The sequence below is a fragment of the Streptomyces sp. ICC1 genome, assembly GCF_003287935.1.
GTDB classification, from domain to species: Bacteria; Actinomycetota; Actinomycetes; order Streptomycetales; family Streptomycetaceae; genus Streptomyces; species Streptomyces tritrimontium.
In genome coordinates, this window is the sequence record NZ_CP030287.1 from 2,254,838 (window position 1) to 2,272,411 (window position 17,574).

The window sequence follows — 17,574 nt, forward strand, 5'->3', positions numbered from 1 at the left end:
CCCACTTGGTGATCTTCATCTGGCTCTGGCATTGGTGATCAAGGTCAGGAGGGAAGGGTGATCCTCGTGGAGGACTGGGCAGAGATCCGCCGGCTGCATCGGGCCGAGCGGATGCCGATCCGGGCTATCGCCCGGCATCTGGGGATCTCGAGGAACACGGTCAAGCGGGCTCTGGCCACGGACCGGCCGCCGAAGTACGAGCGTGCGGTCAAGGGCTCGGCGGTCGACGCGGTCGAGGTCCAGATCCGGGAACTGCTGCGGGAGACCCCGACGATGCCGGCGACGTGATCGCGGAGCGGATCGGGTGGGACCGGGGATGACGGCTGGGCTGCACGAGGCGATGGGCGCCCTCCGCCGCTCCCTGGCGCTGCACGCCGCCTGGGTCCGCGACGCCTACGCCGCCCGCGTCTGGGCGCCGCTCGGCTACAACGACTTCCCTGTTGGATCGGCGTGTTGACGCGGATCGAGTAGGCGTGGATGCGTGCCGGGTTGGCATGCGTACTGGGTGCCGCAGGATTCACCAGGGGCGGACAGATTTCGCGCTCGCTCCCGCCGCCCCAGGCACCCGCAGGGACGGCTGCGCCCCCGCCGACGATCGGCGGGGGCGCAGCCGTACGGGCGGTGTCAGAGCCTCATGAGGACGGCGCCGTGTCGGGGTACTGGTCGTAGTGGTCGGTCTCGCCCTTGAAGGTGACCGGCGGCCCGACGCGGGTGTTGTCGGCGCGGACGACCTGGATGGTGCTGCTGCCCACCCACACGGCGGCGGCCGTGCCGGGCGGCGCGGAGAGTTCCTTGGTGACCTGCCGGGACTCGATCTCCTTCAACCCGGTCGACGTTCCGAAGCCGAGTTCCAGGCTGTAGGTGGTGGACACCTCCGCGCTGGCGAATCCGCTGCTGACGCCCGCCGTCGCGGTGAACGCGACACCCACCGCGGCCGTGAACGATGAGACCTGTTCCTTCTCGACGCCCAGGGTCACCGCCTCGGTGACCTTCTGCACGATCTGGGTGTTGTTGTTCAGGTGGCGGACCAGCGACCACGCCGCCTTGCGTTCCAGTTTGTAGAAGGGGGAGTTCTCCAGCTTCCACGGTGTGGACTTGGCGGTGTCGGTGATGGCGGTGAACGGCACCCAGACCGCGTTGGCCGGTACCTCCGGGGTCTTGCTCGCGGGCTGGCTGTGGTCGGTCAGCTCGGGGTAAGGGCTCCGTACGGGCTCCTCAACGGGCATGGGCAGACACAGCACCCGCATCTCCGGCAACCACTGCGGCTGGTTGTACGCATTGTGCGCCGCGAACGTGTTCGGGGCGATCAGTGCCCGCGTCCGGCCGTCGGTGTTGTCGACGTAGGACGGGGGGACCACGTTCCGCCAGACGGACAGGTCTTCCTTACCGCCGGCTCCGGCGTCGCTGTAGAGCCACTTGGCGTTGGAGCCGAACGTGAGGTCCTCGCGGACGCAGACCACCGCGTCCAGCGGCGGCTTGTCGTAGGAGTCCTTGGGGGTGACGCAGCCCATCGCGACGTAGCCCTTCGGGGGGATGGGACGCCAGATCATGCCCTTGTACTTGGTTCCGGTGCCGGAGTCCTTCCACACCTTCTCGTAGTCCGTCGGCGAGGCCAGCGGCGGCTTGCCCGTGGCCGACGGGACACCCGGGGTTTCCTTCACGACCATGGCCACCACGTGGTCTTTGATCTTCTCGTTCGGGGTGCCCGGGTTGAGGTTCGCGGAGCCCCAGGCCGGAATGGCGACCGTGCCCAGAACCTTGAACCCTTCCGGCGCGACAGGCTGCCAGAAACTCACCCAGTGCTTACCGCCCGAATCCTCGTCGTCCCAGCACCACGTCAACTTGTCCGTGTACGCGAGAGTGAGTTCCCCGAAAGCCTTCGACTTCTCAGTCATTCCACGCCTTCCTGTCCCCGGTTCCGGGGATCCGCATATGTCCATCCCGAAAGACAGCTACTCAACGTGACGTGCTGCTCACGTGACGTTAGCGAATCAACGAACCGCTGAAGCGGGGAATTCGGACATACGCCAGATATTGGCTGAAGATCATCGGGCTGGTTTGCGCACCGCTACCGCCCCCCGTCGGTCCGTCTGTGGATTCCGCGCTCACCGAGCTGCGCCGCTTGGTCGACGAACTCGCCGCCCACACCCACCAGGTCGGGGAGCTGATGCTCGAAGTCGCCCCGGCGTACCTGTCCGACACCGACGCGGCCGACGTCCTCGCCCGGTTGTGCGAGCAGATCGGGGAGACCATCGAGAACGGCCTCGCCGCCCGCCGTTACGCGATGTCCGGGGACCGCCGCGTTCTCCACCGTGCGGTCCTGTAGGCAAGTCACCCCGGTGCTCCTGTGTGGCACACAGCCCGTTTCCCCAGGTGGGCGCGGTGCGGTGTGAGGGTGTGAGGTGTGAGGCGAGGACTCCTGCGACGACGGGATGCCGCTCGTGCCAGGGCCCGCGAGTGGCTGGCGTCCTGGACCGACGTGTACGGCCTCGCATCGTGATCAAGAACATGGCCCAGCGCTACCAGCTTCGATTCCCGCCCGGCGTGGGGGCCGTGGTTGCTGGGGCACGCCCACACGGGGGAAGCAGCTCGCTCCGTTGGGCGAGGCCGGTAGGCCGGACCGGACCGGGAGTGGTCGGCTGGCTCCAGTGCCGGAGCACCGGATGAGTGCTTCTCGGCCTACAAGGAGGAGCACCCGATGTTCTGGCAGTGGTTGCGATTCAACGGCCCGGTCACACTTCCGCGGCGGTCACAACCCGACCGGCCGGCCGGTCCTTCCCACCCTCTCCCGCAGTCGGCGGTCTTTCGTCGGAGGTGGCTCGGGCTGTGGGCACTGCTGCTGGCGGCACTCATGCCGGCCCTGTCGGCAACAGGCGCCCAGGCCGTCCCCCGTCACCCCGAGTCGGTCGCGGCCCCCCACGACGCTGCCGACCCCCCGCAGAACGGGACCGAGGACCGGCTCAGCCGTCCGACGACCACGGCCCTCGGGTCGTACGGCGGCATCCGCTACGTCCAGTACGACGGAGTGTTCGAAGGCTGGACGTCGACCGGCCGGTTCCGGGTGCCCTACCGGATCAGTGCCCCGGCCGAGCCGCACCGCTCCAACGGCACCGTGCTCGTGGAGCCTCCGCACTTCGTGGTGGGCCTCGGCACGCTCAACGTCTATCTCGGCAAGGACTTCCTGTTCCGCCGCGGATTCGTACACGTCGGCGTCGGCTGGAGCACCCTCGGTAACCGCATCCTCGACCCGTCCGTCCCCGGCACGTTCATCGAGGGAGGAATCGAGGAGGACGGAGCGAGGGTCGACGACGAGATCATCACCGACTTCGCCAAGGCGCTCTCCTCCGGTGGCCGCTCGATGGTCGGAAAGGTGTCCCGTAAGTACGTCACGGGCTTTTCCGACAGCTCGTACCCCATCCTTCGCCTCGTTCGCTCCGGTGCCGCCGCTGGCGTGTTCGACCTGGCAGTGCCGATCACCACGGAGGGCTTCGACCCGCAGGCCGACCTGGTCGCCGGCCGCTTCGACGGCAAGATCGTCATCGTGAACTCGGAAGCTGACGACTCCACGAACCTGACCGACCGAGGCGTCGCCCTGAACCGCTACCGTTTCTACGTCGTCGCGGGCAGTCCGCACATCCCGGATCCGCTGGACGCGCCGCTGGACCTGCCGTTCCCGGTGAGGCAGACGACACCGGCCTCCTTCGTACCCGCGCTGCGCGCACATTTCCTGCAGGGGCACGACTGGGTCCGCAAGGGATCTCAGCCGCCGACGAGCACGCAGCTGCGCACTCAGAACGGCACCATCGTCCGCGACGCCATCGGCAACGCAATCACCGAGGACCGCACCGGCCGACCGGTGCCCCGGCTGCCATTCGTCGAACTCGGCGAGGCGCGCTACATCTCCGGCTTCGTCGGCAGCTACGACAACGTGCGCACCGTACAGCAACTCGGCTTCAGTACTCACGAGGCCTACGCCAAGGCATTCGCCGCCAAGGTCCGCGACTACCAGAAGGCCCGCTACATCCTGCCCGAGGACGCCGCCGACATGCGCCGGCGGGTACAGCTGTGCCCGCCGCTGACGTTCACCGAGACCTACCGCGACCACTACACCGAATTCGTTGCGATCCAGCCCTGCGCGGCCGCGGCCCGCTGAGCCCCCGACCGCGTCCACCCGGACGGTGATGCATACGCTCTCCGCCCGTCCACCCACCGGCGCTCCACCGCCGGACAGGTACAGCCGCCCTCGTCTGTCCGCCAGGACGTACGGGGGCGGCTGCCGTTTCCGTGCCGGGGAAGACGTGATTCCTCATGGTGGCCACTCCCTTGCGCGGCTCGGCCCGGAGGGGCAACCCCGCAGCGCAAAGTCAAGGTCCTCAACAAGCCGCGCGGCAAGAGCCGCCGCCGCGGTTGCATAGCTGCGGGCGGAGTTGCGGCGGTCGCCCAGCGTCTCGAAGAAGGCCGTACGGGAGTGGACGGTGGCCGCGGGCGGTCCCCATACCGGTGATTGAACCGTCGGCCCCGGTGTCGCCCTCCCCCCGTGGGACGGCACCAGGGCCGATCCGGCTTCCGGGGGCTGTCTACTCGGCGCCGTCTTCGTCGTCGTCGAGCTCAGGGGCGTCCGGGTCGTGTAGCGGGCGCAGGCCCTGGGGCGGGGTGGAGGGGGTGAAGCTGTAGCGGCCCAGGACGTTGAGGTTCTTGAACTTCAGCCGGGACAGGCGGGCGACATCCTCGTCGCTGATCTCGTGGCCCTCGCCGCGCAGCTGGGTGACCGCGGCGTCGATGTACTTTGTCGTCCACAGCACGACGGCGTTCAACACCAGTCCCAGCGAGCCGAGCTGGTCCTCCATGCCGTCCCGGTATGCCTGGTGGATGGTGCCCCGCTTGCCGTGGCAGATGTCCCGGGCGAGGGTGTGGCGGGACTCCTGGACGCTGAGCTGCTTGCCCATCTGCCCTACGGAGGCGTTATGTCTGACGGCATCAAGGGCCCGTTCATCGACTTCCCGGAAGAGGGCAGCGCCGGAGACGGTACTGACGCCGGCGACAACTCCACCGAGGACGGTACCGAGAGCACAGCTGTCATCAGCGGTGCGGCGGCAGGCGGGGTAGCGGCCGTGGCGGCAGCGAGCGGCGCCGCCTACCACTACCGCAGCGGACCGGAAACCCCCACCGAGGAAGACGGTTTCGCAGAGAACGTGGAAGAGCTCTCGTAGGCCTTCGGAGGAGATGTGGACCAGCCATCTTCGTGCTGCTGTACCCACTGAAGGGTGATCTTGTCCCGGACTCCGATGTTCCAGACACGGCAGGCTCGTACTACCGGCACTCTGGCCGGTGAGGGGCCGCCGCAAGCCGCTGGCAGCCCAATGCGCGGATTTCATGACCAGAGGAGTTTGGCATGCCCAAGGCGAACATCCGGTTCACGGCTGACGGCCTCGACGCCGACGGTTACACCCTGAAGGTCATCCCGTGGAACTTGGAACCGCTGGAGTTGAAGTCCACCGACACCGCCTCCAGGGTCCTCAGCGTGCCCGACCTGAACCCCGCGGACGCGGAGATCGTGGCCCAGATCGCAGCACAGCAGATCAACTGGCCACACCAGTACGTCGCGAACGGCTCTCTGTACCTGCGCTGGAGCCTCGACGGCAAGAAGGTCACCTACCGCAAGACCGAGGGCTTCCCCACCAACATGGCGATCAAGCAAGAAGACGACACCTCTCTCACCCTCAGCCTCGTCAGCCTCCTGTAGGCCTTTGGTAGAGATACGCCTCAAGGGCGCCCCCGTAGGGGCGCCCTTGAGGGTCATGACGTGATGCCTCCTGGGACGGAACAGAGCCGCGGGACATACTGCGCCTGAGGCCCTGCTCGACGTCGCATCGTATGAGGAACGATCGGGCGGCCCGGCGCGCGCCGGGCCCAGGGCCGATACCAGTAGTGCCGGCGTCCGCCGATGGCGTGTCCAACAGATCCCAGGATCCACAGGATGATGCCGATGACGACCAGGACGATCCCGATGGTCCACAGGATGGCGATGCCGGCCACGTAGCCGACGACGAGCAGGATGACTCCGAGGGCGATCACGATGTCCTCCGATCGCGGACTGAGTCAGTTCCCCTTCTTTCCAGAGTGGGTCCGGCCCGTGGCGGTGGCTTCCCGGGCAGGCCAGTCCTACCGTGGAGGGAGCAGCAGATCCCTGGAGCGCGTCATGTTCGTCATCCTCGGGCTCATCATCCTCATTGCCGCACTCGTCGTCGGCGTGGCTGGTGTCTTCGCCAACGCCGGCAGCGCACACGACCTCACCGGCGGATTCTCTGTCTTCGGCTACCACGTGACCGGCTCCACCGGCACGCTCTTCCTCTACGGCATCATCGTCGGAGCCGCCGCCCTGCTCGGACTGGCCATGCTCCTTGCCGGAGCCCGCCGCACCGCCCGCCGCGGCAGCGCCGCACGCCACGGACAGAGGCAGTCACGGCGCGAGCAGGCCGTGGTCGACCGCGAACGCGAAGACCTGATCGACCAACGCGACGACGCCCGCGCGCAGGCGGCAGCACAGCAGACGGGCCACAACCCCGACCGACCGGGCGCCCACCGAGGCAGACACTGGTTCGGTCACCGATCCGCCCCCCGATGAGCCACCGCTTCCCGCATCCCGCAGCCGCGCGTTCCTCGGATCAACAGCGCGGTCCTCGGCCTGTTAGTTCGACACCACGGCAAGTGCCGCTGACACGACGGTGACTACGGACAAGGCCAGCATCCAGTTGCGAGCTCTTCCGGCCAGCAGGACCAACCGATCCGGGACGCCCCCCCACGCCCGGCTCGTCAAGCTGCCGCAGCTCCAGACGCCCCCCGTATTCGTCGCCGTGCACCAGCACGTCCCGCCAGTGGTCGCCATTGAGTGGTGCCTGCGCGAACAGCGTGCTTTGAGCGTCCATATCCGGACAACGGTGCAGACGGCATCGAGCCACTGGCAGGGGGCAATTCGAGATCCAACCGTTGCTGATACTGGCCGCCCTCGGACGAAGCACGGCTGCTGGACCCGCGATCACCCGTACCCGTGAGCGCCCCGGGCTGGAAGGGTTGCGGTCCACACCGCGCGTCTTCAAAGGTGAACTCGGCACCGGCGAGGCGGTGGCGGACGCGGTTGCCTTGGCATGTCACCGAGCGCGACCCGGCCGCCCGGCGTCGGCGCTCACCACGTGGGAGGGCTCCGACGCCGGGCGCGGAGTCGGGGCCGTGACGGCGCGTTTTCCGCCGTGGGGGCCGGCTGCGGGCCTTCCTGTCCTGCGCGAGCGATGGACACACCCCTTTCCTGGCCAGGCGGTTTGTCTGGCGCGCCTCGTACCGGCTGCCGGGAGGCAGGGGCCAGGATGAGGGCTTCTGGGGTACGGCCCCGGGGCAGTGGAAGGAAGGGAGCCCGTATTGACCACCACGGAGGTCCAGCGGTGTGGGAGCACGTTCCTGATCGGCGTGAGCGGGGAACTCGACGCGGCAGCCGCGCCGGTTCTCCAGCAGGCACTGGATCAGGTCACCGTGCAGGAGCGGGTCCTCATGATCGATGTTCACGGTGTGGTGTTCATGGATTCCGCCGGCCTGCTGCTGCTTTTGGACCTGCACCGGCGGGCGGAGTGCCTGGGCCTGCGGGTTCTTGTCGTCGGCTGGCAGCCCCAGCCCCAGCGGCTGATGGCGCAGGTCGCCGGGATGCCGGGAGGTGGCTCGTCCACCGGTGACCGCTTCGCTCTGGCGGGTTTCCGCCGCCTGATCGAAGAACGAGCCCGGCGCGAGAGTTTCGCGGACTTCGGGGACGTTCTTCCTCACCTGTAGCGGGACGGCAGATCGCCGGCGGGGAGAGCAGGCGGCCGGTGGCCGGCCCTCGCCGGGTGCGAGGCACGGCCCGGTGCCTGCGCCTGCGCCTGGCGGAGCGTGCGGCGCAGTATTCGGGTTGGCGCCAGGCGGTTGCCTGTGCCCGGCCGGGCCTGGTCGAGGCGGTCGGTGAGGTCCAGGAGCCGCAGGGGCTGGCGCTGCCAGTTGTAGGCGAAGAAGGCGATGCCGCGAGTGTGGATGTGGGCGGCGAGGCCGAGGAGGCGGTGCAGGCCGGTGACGTCGATGAACGTCAGTCGGAGCATGTCGCAGGCCACCACCGCGACCTGGTCGTCCAGGGCCAGCCACACCTGCTCGAAGGCCGGGCCGGTGTCCAGGTCCAGCTCTCCTGCCGGGGTGAGGTGCAGGGTCGGCCCGTAGCGCCGGATCGTGATGTGGAAGTCGCCCTGCATGCCCTCTCACCTCGCCACCATGAGCGGTTTGATGCGTGGCCGGCCCCCGGCGTGCCGGGGTGATGGCCCGTTTCGATACTCGCCCTGACCCGACTCCGGCCGCAAGCCCGGCCGGGCAGGCTACTGCTGGCAACCGTTCGGGCCGCCCCGCACTAGCGGGGTGATGCGGCCGGCCCCTGGCCGGGCACATGACAGGACCCGGCCGGGGTGATGGTGACTACGGGCCCCGGCCGGGTCCTGCGTGCGTGGGCGGACGGCTCTGCCGTGCTCAGAGCTCGTCGTCGCGCGGCTCGTCCTCGTCGCGCTCGCGCGTCATCTCGTCCTGGCGGCGCCGCTTGAGCTCCTCGGGGCTCTTGCCCCGCTCCTCCTGGCCGGCGCCGGGGTGGACGGGATCCTGGCCCGGGTGGCGCAGGCGCTCCTGCTCCTCGCGGCCCTTGCCCGGTTCCTGGCGCTTGTCCTGCATACCGTCCATGACGGCGACTCCTTGATGCGTGGGGTCAGGGATTCCTCTCCCTCACGCTCACACGGACAGTCACGATCCGCACCATTCCGGCTACGGATCGTGGCGCAGGGGTGACGCCGTGCGCCGGGGCGGGGCGTCGGAACGCGGACCAGGCCCGCGGCGCCGAGGATGAGCGCGATCCCCGCCCGCCCACGCCATCAGGAGCCGACCGCCATGTTGGAGCGCACGCTGCGCAAGGACCGCACCGAGGTCACCTTCATCCTGCCCGCCGACACCCCGCCCGGCCCGGTCAGCGTGGTGGGCGACTTCAACGACTGGCAGCCCGGCGTCCACACCCTGAAGCCCCGCAAGGACGGCAAGCGGGCTGTCACGGTCGAGCTGCCATCCGAGAGCACCCACTCCTTCCGGTATCTGGCCGCCGGGGACTACTGGTTCAACGACGAGAGCGCCGGCGACCAGGAAGGCCCCAACAGCCGCCTGCACACCTGATCAACCCAACCGGCGTGACCCGCGGCCGCCTGTGCCGTTGAACCCGACAACACACGCCGACGCCCCACACCCCACGGGCAGGCGGCGCTGGCGGCCCGCTGATTCCACGCCCAGCGTCAGGGGGCCGCGTTGTATCGCCCGACGGCCTGGGGCGGCTGACGTCGGCAGGCGCCGGTTTCGGCCCGGGATGCTGGGCTGTGTTCTGCTGGGGCGGTGACCTGTGGCGGGGGCAAAGGGGGAGCGGATGACGCACGAGTGGAGCGATTCGGCGGGCGGTGCTCCGCAGGCCAGGCAGACGGTCGAGCGGATCGTTGAGGCGGTCGACGCGCGTGATGACCGCCGGATCCGGGCCCTGCTGACGGAGCTGGCCGAGGTCGCAGACACCGCGGCACTGTTGTACCTGCGCAAGCGGCTCCTGGAGGGCCGGGAGGACTGAGCGGCCTTTCGGGCCTACCCGCCCGGGCGCGGACCCAATCACGTTATGCCGCTCCGGCAGCCCGGGAGCGTGTGTCGCTGCCGCGAGGACTCCTCCGGGGTGGGGTACAGCGGCTGGAAGGGGCCGCACCGGGGGTCTTTGAAAGAGCCCGGCCGGCAGTTACGACCCGGCCGGGCTTTCACACGGTGGACGCCGCAGATGCAGCGGCTTCCGTGAAGGAGGCAAAGGATCAGGCGGGGGTGATGTTCTCCGCCTGGGGGCCCTTCTGGCCCTGGGTGACGTCGAAGTTCACCTTCTGGCCTTCCTGAAGCTCGCGGAAGCCGGAGCTGGCGATGTTCGAGTAGTGGGCGAAGACGTCCGGACCGCCGCCCTCCTGCTCGATGAAACCGAAGCCCTTTTCTGCGTTGAACCACTTCACGGTTCCGGTGGCCATGTGTCCTCCAAGGGGACTAGGAATCGGTCCCGCACCGTGCGGGAGCCGGAGGTGATCGCCCTGGTCCTCAGAGACTGTGAACAGCAAAATCGCCCATGAATGTTGCGCTCACGGGCGACCGGTACTTCGGAACCATGACAGCTGCCGCTGACGCTACACCGGCCGTCCTACTCGTACCACGAGAACACTCCTACGCCGTGGTTCGCGGGCGTTCAGTCAGGATGTGTCGCTGCTCCCGACGTGGAGGCTGAGGCGGAGATCCGAGTTCCCTGCAGAGCAGACCGGGCGGGCTTCGTGGGCGGGCCGCTCTTGACGCGCCACCTCCACCGGGCAGCGGCCTCCGCACGCCTCCGCCCTGGGGTCCTGTCCGCCCGGCAGCCGCTGGCGGAGGCTGCCGCCCGGGCGGGGCGGGAGGAGGATGAGAGGACGGGCGACAAGGGCGTGCGGAGGACCGGATGGTCGGACCGAGGCCGCCGCAGTGGGTGAAGGAGGAGGTCCGGTCATGGTCGCGTCCGAGGGGTTCGGGGCCGGGCCCGGCCCCATGGGAGTGGTTCCCTCCGAGCCCGGCGGTCTGCTGGATGTGCTGAGCGTGGCCGCGGTGGTGCTGGACGCTGAGGGACGGATCACGTTGTGGAGCCCTCAGGCCCAGGATCTGTTCGGCTGGTCCGCCAAGGAGGCGCTGGGCCGGTACGCGGCCAAGCTGCTGGTCGACGACGAGTACGTCAACCTGGTTCTCGAACTGTTCGCCAAGGTCATGGCGGGGGGCGGTTCCTGGGCCGGGGTGTTCCCCGTGCGGCACAAGGACGGCTCCACGAGGCTGGTGGAGTTCCACAACATGCGGCTGCTCGACGAGCAGGGGGGCGTGTACGCCCTGGGGATCGCCTGCGACGAGGCCGTTCTGCGCGGTGTGGAGCGGGACCTGGCGCTGTCGGTGCGGCTGGTGGCGCAGTCCCCGCTCGGGCTCGCGGTGCTGGACACCGACCTGCGCTACGTCCTGGTCAACCCGACGCTGGAGCGGATCAACGGTCTGGCCGCCGAGAAGCACCTGGGCCACACCGTCCGCGAGGCACTGCCGTTCCTGAACACCGAGGTGATCGAAGCCTCCATGCAGCAGGTTCTGGAGACCGGCGTACCCCTGCTGGACCAGTTCGCCATCGGGCGTACCCCCGCCGACCCGGACCATGAGCATGCCTGGTCGGGCTCGTACTTCCGGCTGGAGGATCCCGGCGGGCGGGTGATCGGTATCGCCTTGTCGGTGGTGGATGTTACCGACCGCCACCGCGCGGCCACCGAGGCCGCCGAAGCACGCCGGCGCCTGGACCTGATCGCCAGGGCGTCCGTCACCGTGGGCACCACCTTGGACCTGGCGTGCACGGCCCGCGAACTTGCCGGCCTGGTCGTGGCCGACCTGGCCGACGTCGCTACGGTCGACGTCCTCGAATCCGTTCTGGAAGGCGGCACGACGACGGGGCGCGGCCCAGCGTCGGACCAGGCTCTTTTCAGGGCCCTGGCCATAGAGGCGGCCTACGAGACGGACGTCGTCCACGCGGCTGACCCGGTGGGCGAGCGCGCCACCTATCCGGTCGACCGTATGGTCACGCGCTGCGTGAGCACCGGGCGTCCCGTCTTGATGGCGCACGTCACGCGCCCCGATCTGGCGTACATCGCACGCGACGAGGCCGCTGCAGTAGTCCTCGCCGAGGAGGGCGTGCACTCGTACCTGGCCGTGCCGCTGACCGCTCGCGGCCAGGTCCTCGGCGTCCTTGGCCTCGTGCGCGCCCGCAATCCACTCCCCTTCAGCCGCGACGACGTCACTCTGGCCAGCGAACTGGCCACCCGCGCCGCCATCGCGATCGACAACGCCCGCTGGTACCAGCACGCCAACGGCACCGCCCTCACCCTCCAGCGCCACCTTCTGCCGCACCCCCCTCCCCAGGCCGCCGGCCTGGAGATCGCCTACCGTTACCAGCCCGCGGCAGCGGCCAGCGGGATCGGCGGCGACTGGTTCGACGCGATCCCCCAGAACGGGGACATGACCGCCCTCGTGGTCGGCGACGTCATGGGACACGGAGTCCACGCCGCCGCCACCATGGGACAACTGCGCACCGCCACCCGCACGCTGGCTGAACTCGGCCTCGACCCGGCCCGCGTCCTGCGCCACCTCGACCACATCACCGCCGGACTCGACCAGACCATCGCGACCTGCGTCTACGCCGCCTACGACCCGCACCGCTCCCGCTGCCGCATCGCCCTCGCCGGCCACCTGCCCCCCGTCCTCATCCGCGCAGGACAGGCACCAGAACTGCTCGACCTGCCCACCGGCGTTCCGCTCGGCGCAGGCGGCCTCGGCGGCGCCCGGTTCGAGACCAGCGTCCTCGACCTGATCCCAGGCGACCGGCTCGTCATGTACACCGACGGCCTCGTCGAAACCCGCGACGACGCCCTGGACAACCGCCTGGGCCTCCTCCTCAGCCTCCTCACCGATCCCAGCCTCCCCTCGGAGGCGACCTGCGACCGACTCCTGGCCGCGCTACGCCACCCCGACGCCGCCGACGACGTCGCCCTCGTCATCGCCCACGTGCGACCCCACCCGCCCGCCGACGAGGCGCGGGACGACGGCCTGACCGGCCAACCACACGCGCCGATCCCCGCCCCTTAAGGGCGGGGCCAGGGGTAGCGGCGGATGAGGATGGCCCATTCCTCGTCGTGCCGGCCCGGGACGAGGCGTCCGGCGCTCTCCCACCGCTGCGCGAGTTCGGTGAAGATCGGCTCCAGCCCGGGGCGGTGAACCGTTTCTCCGCCGCCCGGCCGGACGCCGGTGGCGGGGGTGAGCCGCCTCGTCGTCGTGGTGGTCATGCGGGGTTCAACGCCTGCGCGCCCCGCGGGGTTACCCGCGCCAGGCGCGATTCCCCCGGGATGGTGCAGGGGTGGGGCCTGCGGCTGACGCAGGCCCCACTCCTGCCCTTGTCTACGCCGTGGAGCACAGGAGTGGGGGCGCCAGGTGGCAGTGGATCAGGGTCCTGCGGGGTGCGGCCTGAGGCGGCGGTCCGGGCCGGCGGTGCCGTGTTTCGCGCGGCTCCCAGCGCAGAAGAAGGACGGCGGCGAGCATCGGGGTGCAGGTCAGGAGTACGAACGTCATGACGCGGCCACCCTCAGCGCGGCCGGCCGGGCCGGCTGCTGTGCCGACGCGGCGGCGTGCAGCAGACGCATCACTGCGCGGGAGCGGTTCGTGAGCCTGAGGCGGCGTCCGTGCCGGGGCCACCACTCGAGGACGGCCAGGAAGCCGGAGTCGCAGAACGTGACCCGGGAGGTGTCGAGGACGAGGCCGGTGTAGCCGTCGGCGGCCGCCGAGGCCAGGACAGCCCGCAGCGGGGCGGCGCTGAAGTGGTCGATCTCGCCGCTGAGGTAAACGACCAGGGTCGCGCCGAGAGTGGTGCACGAGTGGACGACTATGACCCCGGGCGCGGTGTCCGCGCCCGAGTCGTGCACGGCAGGAGGGGCCACCAGCGGCGCGAGGGCGGCGGGCAGTATCGGGGCGATGCTTGAGCTACTCACATCCCCATCAACGCCGCCCGCCCGGCGCCGGGACACGAGCCACGCCACCCTTTCACCCCATCTGACCAGCACAGATCCACGACAGGGGGAAAGAATCCACCCAGATGAGGCAGTCAGGCGCCTGCGGCGCGACCGGTATCGACGCTCCGGGACGTCACCCCACGGAGGCCGCCAGGGTGCCGCGCTCGTGACGAGACGGATCAGCTGACGGGTTCCGCCGGTGCGTGAGCTGCGTGCCAGGCTTCGGCGCTGACCTCCCGGATCTCGTCCCGATCGAGGTAGGGCATCGGGTAGTTGCCGTACGTCCACTCGGTGTCGATCTCCTCCTGGAGCGACGGGGTGATCTCCACCGTCGCGCCCTCGATGCGCAGGGCTCGCGCGGCCTGGTCGGCGTAGTAGGGCTCTTCGTGGTCGATGCGGGCCAGGACGAGGGTCATGAGGTCGACCCAGCGGAAGCCGCGGCTGGACAGGGCGGTTTCCGCGAGGTGCCGGCTGGACTCGGGGCCGGTGAGGGTGGCGGTCACGGCGCTGCTGTGGTCGGGGTGGCGGGCGAGGAGGATGTGGGCTTCTGCGAGGCCGGGCTGGGGCATGGGACTCGATTCCGGGGCCCGGCCGGTGTGCTGCCGGCCGGGCCCGCCTTTCCGGTGAACCAGCGCCACGGGTTCCGCGCCCTCGCGTACGGCGGCCTACCGCGACCAGCTCGGCCAGTACTACGGCCGCGACATCGGCATCTGACCTCCACCAGGCAGCGAGGCGGATCGACGGCGAAGAGGCCCGCGCCGGATGGCCCGGGTCTGGTCTAGGCCCAGCAGGAGCCGATCCGCCCCAGCCTCCGACCGCGGACGCACCGCAGCCCGAACCACTGCTTTGGTTCGGGGCCGCAGCGCATCGCGACTGCTTCCGAGCCGCCTGTCAGGAGCGTCAGACGGGCGAGCAGCGGGCAGCCGGCAGCGGTGCGCCGTCGGCATCCGGGTGATCGCCTCCGTCGGCTCGGCGCGGTGGACGGTCGGCATGACACCGGTTGTTGTGAAGTGGCAGGGCCTGGTCGTCCCGGGAAAGGTCGGCTGCGGCTCACCGCCCCCCGCTCTGGGGCTTGCCGTCACGTCGCCGGCCTCAGAGCGGGGAGAGCGAACCGCAGGACCAAGGGTTCGACGCAGGATGGACGACTGGCTTGTCCGCTGCCGTCGGACGGCCAAGGGCCGTGCTGCGCGAACCGGGCAGGCATGGTCGGATCAGCTTTCATGGACCACGAGCACGACGACACCGTCCTCACCGGCACTAGCCTCCAACGCCACGCCGCCAAGAAGAAATTGGCCTCGCACGCAACGGACCCCGGTGAGCTCGCGCTATTCCTGGACATGCTTGATCTCCACGACTGCGACATGCCCCGCAGTTCAGGAGCCGATGGCAACCTGCAGAGTTTCAACGTCATCCTCTGACGCAGCGGTGCCGTTCTGATCACGGTGGGACGACGCGAGCGGGGCAAGTCCCCAGGTTCCATCATCACCGCGGCAACCATGAGGCCCGGCCTACGCCAGTCGGTCGTGGTGCCGGAGCGGTGCGAGCAAGGCGGGCAGCCCGTGAGCTTGTTTCTGAACCCGCATCGGCAGGCCGCGACACCCATCACTGCTGGTGATGTCACCGTCGAAGCCACACTTCGTCATCGCGGGTGAGGTGACCGGGCCGGCCGGCGACGTGCCCGGTCCCCGACGAAGCAGGAGCTGCGGACTGGGGGCATGGCTGGAAGGGAGTGTGTGTCCCCGAGTACAGGTCCAATCAGTCTGATCAAAGGTGCGGATCCGGCGATTTCATGTTCGGCTGGAAAGTGTTGATGTGGCACCGGCCGCAGTCTGATCCGAAGATGAAAGCTCCGCAGGGCGTGCGTCGTCGCCCCGTAAGTCGGTGGTTACGGCGGCCTGCGGGTCTGCGGCGACGTTGGTGGACTCAGGCAGCGTGCCGCGGGGCGCCAGCACCTGTGCGGCTAAGGCTTGCGCGCCCTCGGTGCGGTTACCCCTCCGGACGAAGGCGTCCGGAACACAGAAAGGCCTGGCCTGTGGCTCCCAAGAACAATGAGATTCGCTACTTCAGTAATCCGTGGAGGAGCGGCCAGGACGTCATCGGGTGCGACTACCGTGACGACTCCTCCGGCGAAATGACCTACGCGTCGTACCTGCTGTTCAGCAGCAAGACCCCAAATTCTCCCGCCTCGCAGCGCTTCCTCTTCCACGATGTGGAGGAGGAAAAAGGGGAGTACACCTGCAGGTTGCAGTTCTCCGGCAGCCATTACGACAAGTATTGGCTTGACGTGAGCGGCGACTACCTACGGCCCTACGGCTCGTCAAGCTGCCGTTGGCGGTTCGTCGACAAAGGCGACTACGTAGAGTGGAGAGTTCACGCGAGCGGCCGCATCGTGACGATGAAATACCACTCGTCATTGTTCGTCGCCAAAAGTAGGAAGCAAGACGGACTCTGCAGCAGCAGCTACCTGACGGTGTCGGACGCGATCGACACGAGCAACCCGAGCGCAGCAAAGTTCCAGGCCAGAGCCTGACTGGGCAGAGTGGAATACACGAGCCTGGACAGGGTGCTCATGCGCGGTTGGCGCGGTTGGCGCGGCTGGTGAGGTAGGCGCGGGCGATCAGGAGGGCGCTGCGGGCGGCTGGCGGCAGCATGTCCGGGTCTTTGATCGCGTGCTTGTCCCAGGATGTCGGCGATGCCTAAGGGTTGTCCCGTAAATGATCTTCGGGTCGTCCTGGGCAGGGTCAGTCGCGGTGTGATCCGCTGGCCTATCCGGCGAGGGCGAGGTTGTGCAGTCGGGCGATGCCGAGCATGGCGTGGTGGACGCCGTCGCCTTTGAGGCGGCAGTCGCGGAGGATCTTCCAGGTCTTCATGCGGGCGAAGACGTGCTCGACGCGTGCACGGACCTGCTTGTGGGACTTCTTGTGTTCCTGCTTCCAGTCGGGCAGGTCTTCGCCTTTGCGCCGGCGGTGTGGCATGAGGAGTCCGGTGCCGGGATAGCCGCCGTCGGCGATCGTGAGTGTTCTGCCGACGGCGGCTTTGGCGCCGGATTCCTCCCAGGCCTTGCAGTCGTTGCGGTTTCCGGCAAGCGGCCGGCCGACCACGACGACCAGGCGGGTGTCGGCGTCGATGACGATCTGGTGGTTGGTGGAGTACCGGTAGTTCTTCGACTGCGCGGCGATGGTGTGGTCGCGGGTGGGGACCAGGGTGCCGTCCACGATGAGCACGGTGTCCTTGGCGAACCGCTTTCGGGGCTGGAGCGCAAGCATCGGCCCGAGATGGTCGATGATGCGGTCCGCCGCCGACTTCGAGACCCCGAACAGCGGGGCGAGCTGTCGCATCGTCAAGTTCGTCCGCCAGTACGCCGCGACCAGCAGTGAGGTGACCCCTGGGGTGTGGACACTCTGACAATGGATCTTGTGGGTCCGAGGAAGGGTGTCCTGGTGGACGTAGGTCCCCGTATCCGGAGGAGTTCAGGAACGACGCGGTCGCGTTGTGGCGTGCGGCCGTTGGCCGGCGTACGTACTCGGCGGTCGCGGCGGATGTCGGGGTGACCGGCGAGACGCTGCGGAGCCGGGTGCGGCAGGCCGACGAGCAGGCCGGCCGCGGGCCCGCCCTTGGCGGCGAGGCGGCCGAAGGCCGGGATGAGGAGCTGGTTCGGCTGCGGGCGGAGCTCGGCCGGCTGCGCAAGGCCGAGAAGGAGTGGGAGCTCGAGCGGGAGATCCTGCGGCGGGCGGCCCAGTATTTCGCGAAGGAGATGAGGGCATGACCGGCCGCTGGGACTTCATCTCCGCCTACCGCGCCGAGTTCGGCGTGCAGCGGATATGCCGGGTCCTGGGCATGTCGCGCTCGGGCTACTACCAGTGAGCCCTTTTCAACCTGACGGTGGGGCTGTGGTGTTGGTCGGTGTGGGCTG

Annotated in this window: 20 protein-coding genes and 5 pseudogenes; 14 read left to right on the forward strand and 11 right to left on the reverse strand. The window is 69.0% G+C overall.

Annotated elements, in window-relative coordinates:
- Nucleotides 1-57: 57 nt before the first annotated feature.
- Both DRB96_RS10685 and DRB96_RS42800 read left to right on the forward strand, forming a co-directional pair.
- A pseudogene (locus DRB96_RS10685) lies at nt 58-317 on the forward strand (helix-turn-helix domain-containing protein); the annotation flags it as partial.
- The gene (locus DRB96_RS42800) at nt 317-457 is read left to right on the forward strand and encodes a hypothetical protein (RefSeq protein WP_162688397.1); all 141 of its coding nucleotides are present in this window, start codon (nt 317-319) and stop codon (nt 455-457) included. The pseudogene DRB96_RS10685 and the gene DRB96_RS42800, both read left to right, overlap by 1 nt.
- Before the next feature lie 175 nt (nt 458-632).
- Here DRB96_RS42800 and DRB96_RS10690 read toward each other — a convergent pair whose 3' ends face one another.
- Nucleotides 633-1,895 carry a Vps62-related protein gene (locus tag DRB96_RS10690; protein WP_162688543.1) on the reverse strand — a complete coding sequence of 421 codons (1,263 nt, stop codon included), beginning with the start codon at nt 1,893-1,895 and terminating at the stop codon, nt 633-635.
- 197 nt (nt 1,896-2,092) lie between these two features.
- On the opposite strand from DRB96_RS10690, the gene DRB96_RS10695 reads away from it, so the two are divergent.
- Both DRB96_RS10695 and DRB96_RS10700 read left to right on the forward strand, forming a co-directional pair.
- The gene (locus DRB96_RS10695) at nt 2,093-2,326 is read left to right on the forward strand and encodes a hypothetical protein (RefSeq protein ID WP_112448221.1); all 234 of its coding nucleotides are present in this window, start codon (nt 2,093-2,095) and stop codon (nt 2,324-2,326) included.
- A 525-nt stretch (nt 2,327-2,851) separates the two neighbouring features.
- On the forward strand, nt 2,852-4,153 hold the full coding sequence (locus DRB96_RS10700; RefSeq protein WP_112448222.1) for an alpha/beta hydrolase domain-containing protein: 1,302 nt from the start codon (nt 2,852-2,854) through the stop codon (nt 4,151-4,153).
- A 424-nt stretch (nt 4,154-4,577) separates the two neighbouring features.
- On the opposite strand, the pseudogene DRB96_RS10710 reads toward DRB96_RS10700, so the two are convergent.
- Nucleotides 4,578-4,937, reverse strand: a pseudogene (locus DRB96_RS10710) (Tn3 family transposase); the annotation flags it as partial.
- 27 nt (nt 4,938-4,964) lie between these two features.
- On the opposite strand from DRB96_RS10710, the gene DRB96_RS42805 reads away from it, so the two are divergent.
- Both DRB96_RS42805 and DRB96_RS10715 read left to right on the forward strand, forming a co-directional pair.
- Nucleotides 4,965-5,210, forward strand: a complete 246-nt coding sequence (locus tag DRB96_RS42805; protein ID WP_162688398.1) for a hypothetical protein — start codon at nt 4,965-4,967, stop codon at nt 5,208-5,210.
- Nucleotides 5,211-5,392: 182 nt separating this feature from the next.
- The gene (locus DRB96_RS10715; RefSeq protein ID WP_112448224.1) at nt 5,393-5,743 is read left to right on the forward strand and encodes a hypothetical protein; all 351 of its coding nucleotides are present in this window, start codon (nt 5,393-5,395) and stop codon (nt 5,741-5,743) included.
- Between the two features lie 179 nt (nt 5,744-5,922).
- Here DRB96_RS10715 and DRB96_RS44460 read toward each other — a convergent pair.
- Nucleotides 5,923-6,075 (reverse strand): annotated as a pseudogene (locus DRB96_RS44460) (DUF6131 family protein); the annotation flags it as partial.
- Between the two features lie 124 nt (nt 6,076-6,199).
- On the opposite strand from DRB96_RS44460, the gene DRB96_RS10725 reads away from it, so the two are divergent.
- Nucleotides 6,200-6,625 carry a hypothetical protein gene (locus DRB96_RS10725; protein WP_239516095.1) on the forward strand — a complete coding sequence of 142 codons (426 nt, stop codon included), beginning with the start codon at nt 6,200-6,202 and terminating at the stop codon, nt 6,623-6,625.
- A 788-nt stretch (nt 6,626-7,413) separates the two neighbouring features.
- The gene (locus tag DRB96_RS10730) at nt 7,414-7,815 is read left to right on the forward strand and encodes an STAS domain-containing protein (RefSeq protein ID WP_112448227.1); all 402 of its coding nucleotides are present in this window, start codon (nt 7,414-7,416) and stop codon (nt 7,813-7,815) included.
- Here the strand turns inward: DRB96_RS10730 and DRB96_RS10735 are convergent.
- Together DRB96_RS10735 and DRB96_RS10740 are read right to left on the reverse strand one after the other, a co-directional pair.
- Complete coding sequence (locus DRB96_RS10735; RefSeq protein ID WP_112448228.1) at nt 7,806-8,264, reverse strand: STAS domain-containing protein; 459 nt, start codon at nt 8,262-8,264, stop codon at nt 7,806-7,808. The two genes, DRB96_RS10730 and DRB96_RS10735, sit on opposite strands and share 10 nt — an antisense overlap.
- A gap of 268 nt (nt 8,265-8,532) precedes the next feature.
- On the reverse strand, nt 8,533-8,736 hold the full coding sequence (locus DRB96_RS10740) for a hypothetical protein (RefSeq protein ID WP_112448229.1): 204 nt from the start codon (nt 8,734-8,736) through the stop codon (nt 8,533-8,535).
- Between the two features lie 204 nt (nt 8,737-8,940).
- On the opposite strand from DRB96_RS10740, the gene DRB96_RS10745 reads away from it, so the two are divergent.
- Both DRB96_RS10745 and DRB96_RS10750 read left to right on the forward strand, forming a co-directional pair.
- Nucleotides 8,941-9,216: an isoamylase early set domain-containing protein gene (locus tag DRB96_RS10745; RefSeq protein ID WP_112448230.1), complete on the forward strand. Its 276-nt coding sequence runs from the start codon at nt 8,941-8,943 to the stop codon at nt 9,214-9,216.
- Nucleotides 9,217-9,460: 244 nt separating this feature from the next.
- Nucleotides 9,461-9,652, forward strand: coding sequence for a hypothetical protein (locus tag DRB96_RS10750; protein ID WP_162688544.1), 192 nt, complete (start codon nt 9,461-9,463; stop codon nt 9,650-9,652).
- A 229-nt stretch (nt 9,653-9,881) separates the two neighbouring features.
- On the opposite strand, the gene DRB96_RS10755 is transcribed toward DRB96_RS10750, so the two are convergent.
- Nucleotides 9,882-10,085, reverse strand: a complete 204-nt coding sequence (locus DRB96_RS10755; RefSeq protein WP_053726075.1) for a cold-shock protein — start codon at nt 10,083-10,085, stop codon at nt 9,882-9,884.
- A gap of 502 nt (nt 10,086-10,587) precedes the next feature.
- Between DRB96_RS10755 and DRB96_RS10765 the strand changes: the two genes are divergently transcribed.
- Complete coding sequence (locus DRB96_RS10765; protein WP_112448233.1) at nt 10,588-12,744, forward strand: SpoIIE family protein phosphatase; 2,157 nt, start codon at nt 10,588-10,590, stop codon at nt 12,742-12,744.
- On the opposite strand, the gene DRB96_RS10770 is transcribed toward DRB96_RS10765, so the two are convergent.
- The 4 genes from DRB96_RS10770 to DRB96_RS42820 all read right to left on the reverse strand — a co-directional run bounded on the left by DRB96_RS10770 (nt 12,741) and on the right by DRB96_RS42820 (nt 14,230).
- On the reverse strand, nt 12,741-12,941 hold the full coding sequence (locus DRB96_RS10770) for a hypothetical protein (protein ID WP_112448234.1): 201 nt from the start codon (nt 12,939-12,941) through the stop codon (nt 12,741-12,743). The genes DRB96_RS10765 and DRB96_RS10770 overlap by 4 nt on opposite strands.
- A gap of 112 nt (nt 12,942-13,053) precedes the next feature.
- Entirely contained in the window at nt 13,054-13,224 is a 171-nt protein-coding gene (locus DRB96_RS42810) for a hypothetical protein (RefSeq protein ID WP_162688545.1), read from the reverse strand.
- Nucleotides 13,221-13,640 carry an STAS domain-containing protein gene (locus tag DRB96_RS42815; RefSeq protein ID WP_162688546.1) on the reverse strand — a complete coding sequence of 140 codons (420 nt, stop codon included), beginning with the start codon at nt 13,638-13,640 and terminating at the stop codon, nt 13,221-13,223. Before DRB96_RS42815 ends, DRB96_RS42810 begins: the two co-directional genes overlap by 4 nt.
- A 200-nt stretch (nt 13,641-13,840) precedes the next feature.
- Nucleotides 13,841-14,230 (reverse strand): hypothetical protein, encoded by a 390-nt coding sequence (locus tag DRB96_RS42820; RefSeq protein WP_162688547.1) that lies wholly within the window; start codon nt 14,228-14,230, stop codon nt 13,841-13,843.
- Between the two features lie 651 nt (nt 14,231-14,881).
- Between DRB96_RS42820 and DRB96_RS10780 the strand changes: the two genes are divergently transcribed.
- Both DRB96_RS10780 and DRB96_RS10785 read left to right on the forward strand, forming a co-directional pair.
- Nucleotides 14,882-15,079 (forward strand): hypothetical protein, encoded by a 198-nt coding sequence (locus DRB96_RS10780; protein ID WP_162688548.1) that lies wholly within the window; start codon nt 14,882-14,884, stop codon nt 15,077-15,079.
- A gap of 614 nt (nt 15,080-15,693) precedes the next feature.
- Nucleotides 15,694-16,191, forward strand: coding sequence for a hypothetical protein (locus DRB96_RS10785; RefSeq protein WP_112448237.1), 498 nt, complete (start codon nt 15,694-15,696; stop codon nt 16,189-16,191).
- Nucleotides 16,192-16,426: 235 nt separating this feature from the next.
- Here DRB96_RS10785 and DRB96_RS10790 read toward each other — a convergent pair.
- Nucleotides 16,427-17,035: pseudogene (locus tag DRB96_RS10790) on the reverse strand (transposase); the annotation flags it as partial.
- An 11-nt stretch (nt 17,036-17,046) separates the two neighbouring features.
- On the opposite strand from DRB96_RS10790, the pseudogene DRB96_RS44465 reads away from it, so the two are divergent.
- Nucleotides 17,047-17,522 (forward strand): annotated as a pseudogene (locus DRB96_RS44465) (hypothetical protein); the annotation flags it as partial.
- Nucleotides 17,523-17,574: the final 52 nt, after the last annotated feature.

What these genes read in the sequence shown, in the direction of transcription:
- DRB96_RS42800 (WP_162688397.1), top strand. Translation starts at nt 317, where the DNA reads ATGACGGCTGGGCTGCACGAGGCGATGGGCGCCCTCCGCCGCTCCCTG.
- DRB96_RS10715 (WP_112448224.1), top strand. Translation starts at nt 5,393, where the DNA reads ATGCCCAAGGCGAACATCCGGTTCACGGCTGACGGCCTCGACGCCGAC.
- DRB96_RS42805 (WP_162688398.1), top strand. Translation starts at nt 4,965, where the DNA reads ATGTCTGACGGCATCAAGGGCCCGTTCATCGACTTCCCGGAAGAGGGC.
- DRB96_RS10735 (WP_112448228.1), bottom strand. Translation starts at nt 8,264, where the DNA reads ATGCAGGGCGACTTCCACATCACGATCCGGCGCTACGGGCCGACCCTG.
- DRB96_RS42810 (WP_162688545.1), bottom strand. Translation starts at nt 13,224, where the DNA reads ATGACGTTCGTACTCCTGACCTGCACCCCGATGCTCGCCGCCGTCCTT.
- DRB96_RS10770 (WP_112448234.1), bottom strand. Translation starts at nt 12,941, where the DNA reads ATGACCACCACGACGACGAGGCGGCTCACCCCCGCCACCGGCGTCCGG.
- DRB96_RS10745 (WP_112448230.1), top strand. Translation starts at nt 8,941, where the DNA reads ATGTTGGAGCGCACGCTGCGCAAGGACCGCACCGAGGTCACCTTCATC.
- DRB96_RS10750 (WP_162688544.1), top strand. Translation starts at nt 9,461, where the DNA reads ATGACGCACGAGTGGAGCGATTCGGCGGGCGGTGCTCCGCAGGCCAGG.
- DRB96_RS42820 (WP_162688547.1), bottom strand. Translation starts at nt 14,230, where the DNA reads ATGCCCCAGCCCGGCCTCGCAGAAGCCCACATCCTCCTCGCCCGCCAC.
- DRB96_RS10780 (WP_162688548.1), top strand. Translation starts at nt 14,882, where the DNA reads ATGGACCACGAGCACGACGACACCGTCCTCACCGGCACTAGCCTCCAA.
- DRB96_RS10725 (WP_239516095.1), top strand. Translation starts at nt 6,200, where the DNA reads ATGTTCGTCATCCTCGGGCTCATCATCCTCATTGCCGCACTCGTCGTC.
- DRB96_RS10765 (WP_112448233.1), top strand. Translation starts at nt 10,588, where the DNA reads ATGGTCGCGTCCGAGGGGTTCGGGGCCGGGCCCGGCCCCATGGGAGTG.
- DRB96_RS10755 (WP_053726075.1), bottom strand. Translation starts at nt 10,085, where the DNA reads ATGGCCACCGGAACCGTGAAGTGGTTCAACGCAGAAAAGGGCTTCGGT.
- DRB96_RS10700 (WP_112448222.1), top strand. Translation starts at nt 2,852, where the DNA reads ATGCCGGCCCTGTCGGCAACAGGCGCCCAGGCCGTCCCCCGTCACCCC.
- DRB96_RS10690 (WP_162688543.1), bottom strand. Translation starts at nt 1,895, where the DNA reads ATGACTGAGAAGTCGAAGGCTTTCGGGGAACTCACTCTCGCGTACACG.
- DRB96_RS10740 (WP_112448229.1), bottom strand. Translation starts at nt 8,736, where the DNA reads ATGGACGGTATGCAGGACAAGCGCCAGGAACCGGGCAAGGGCCGCGAG.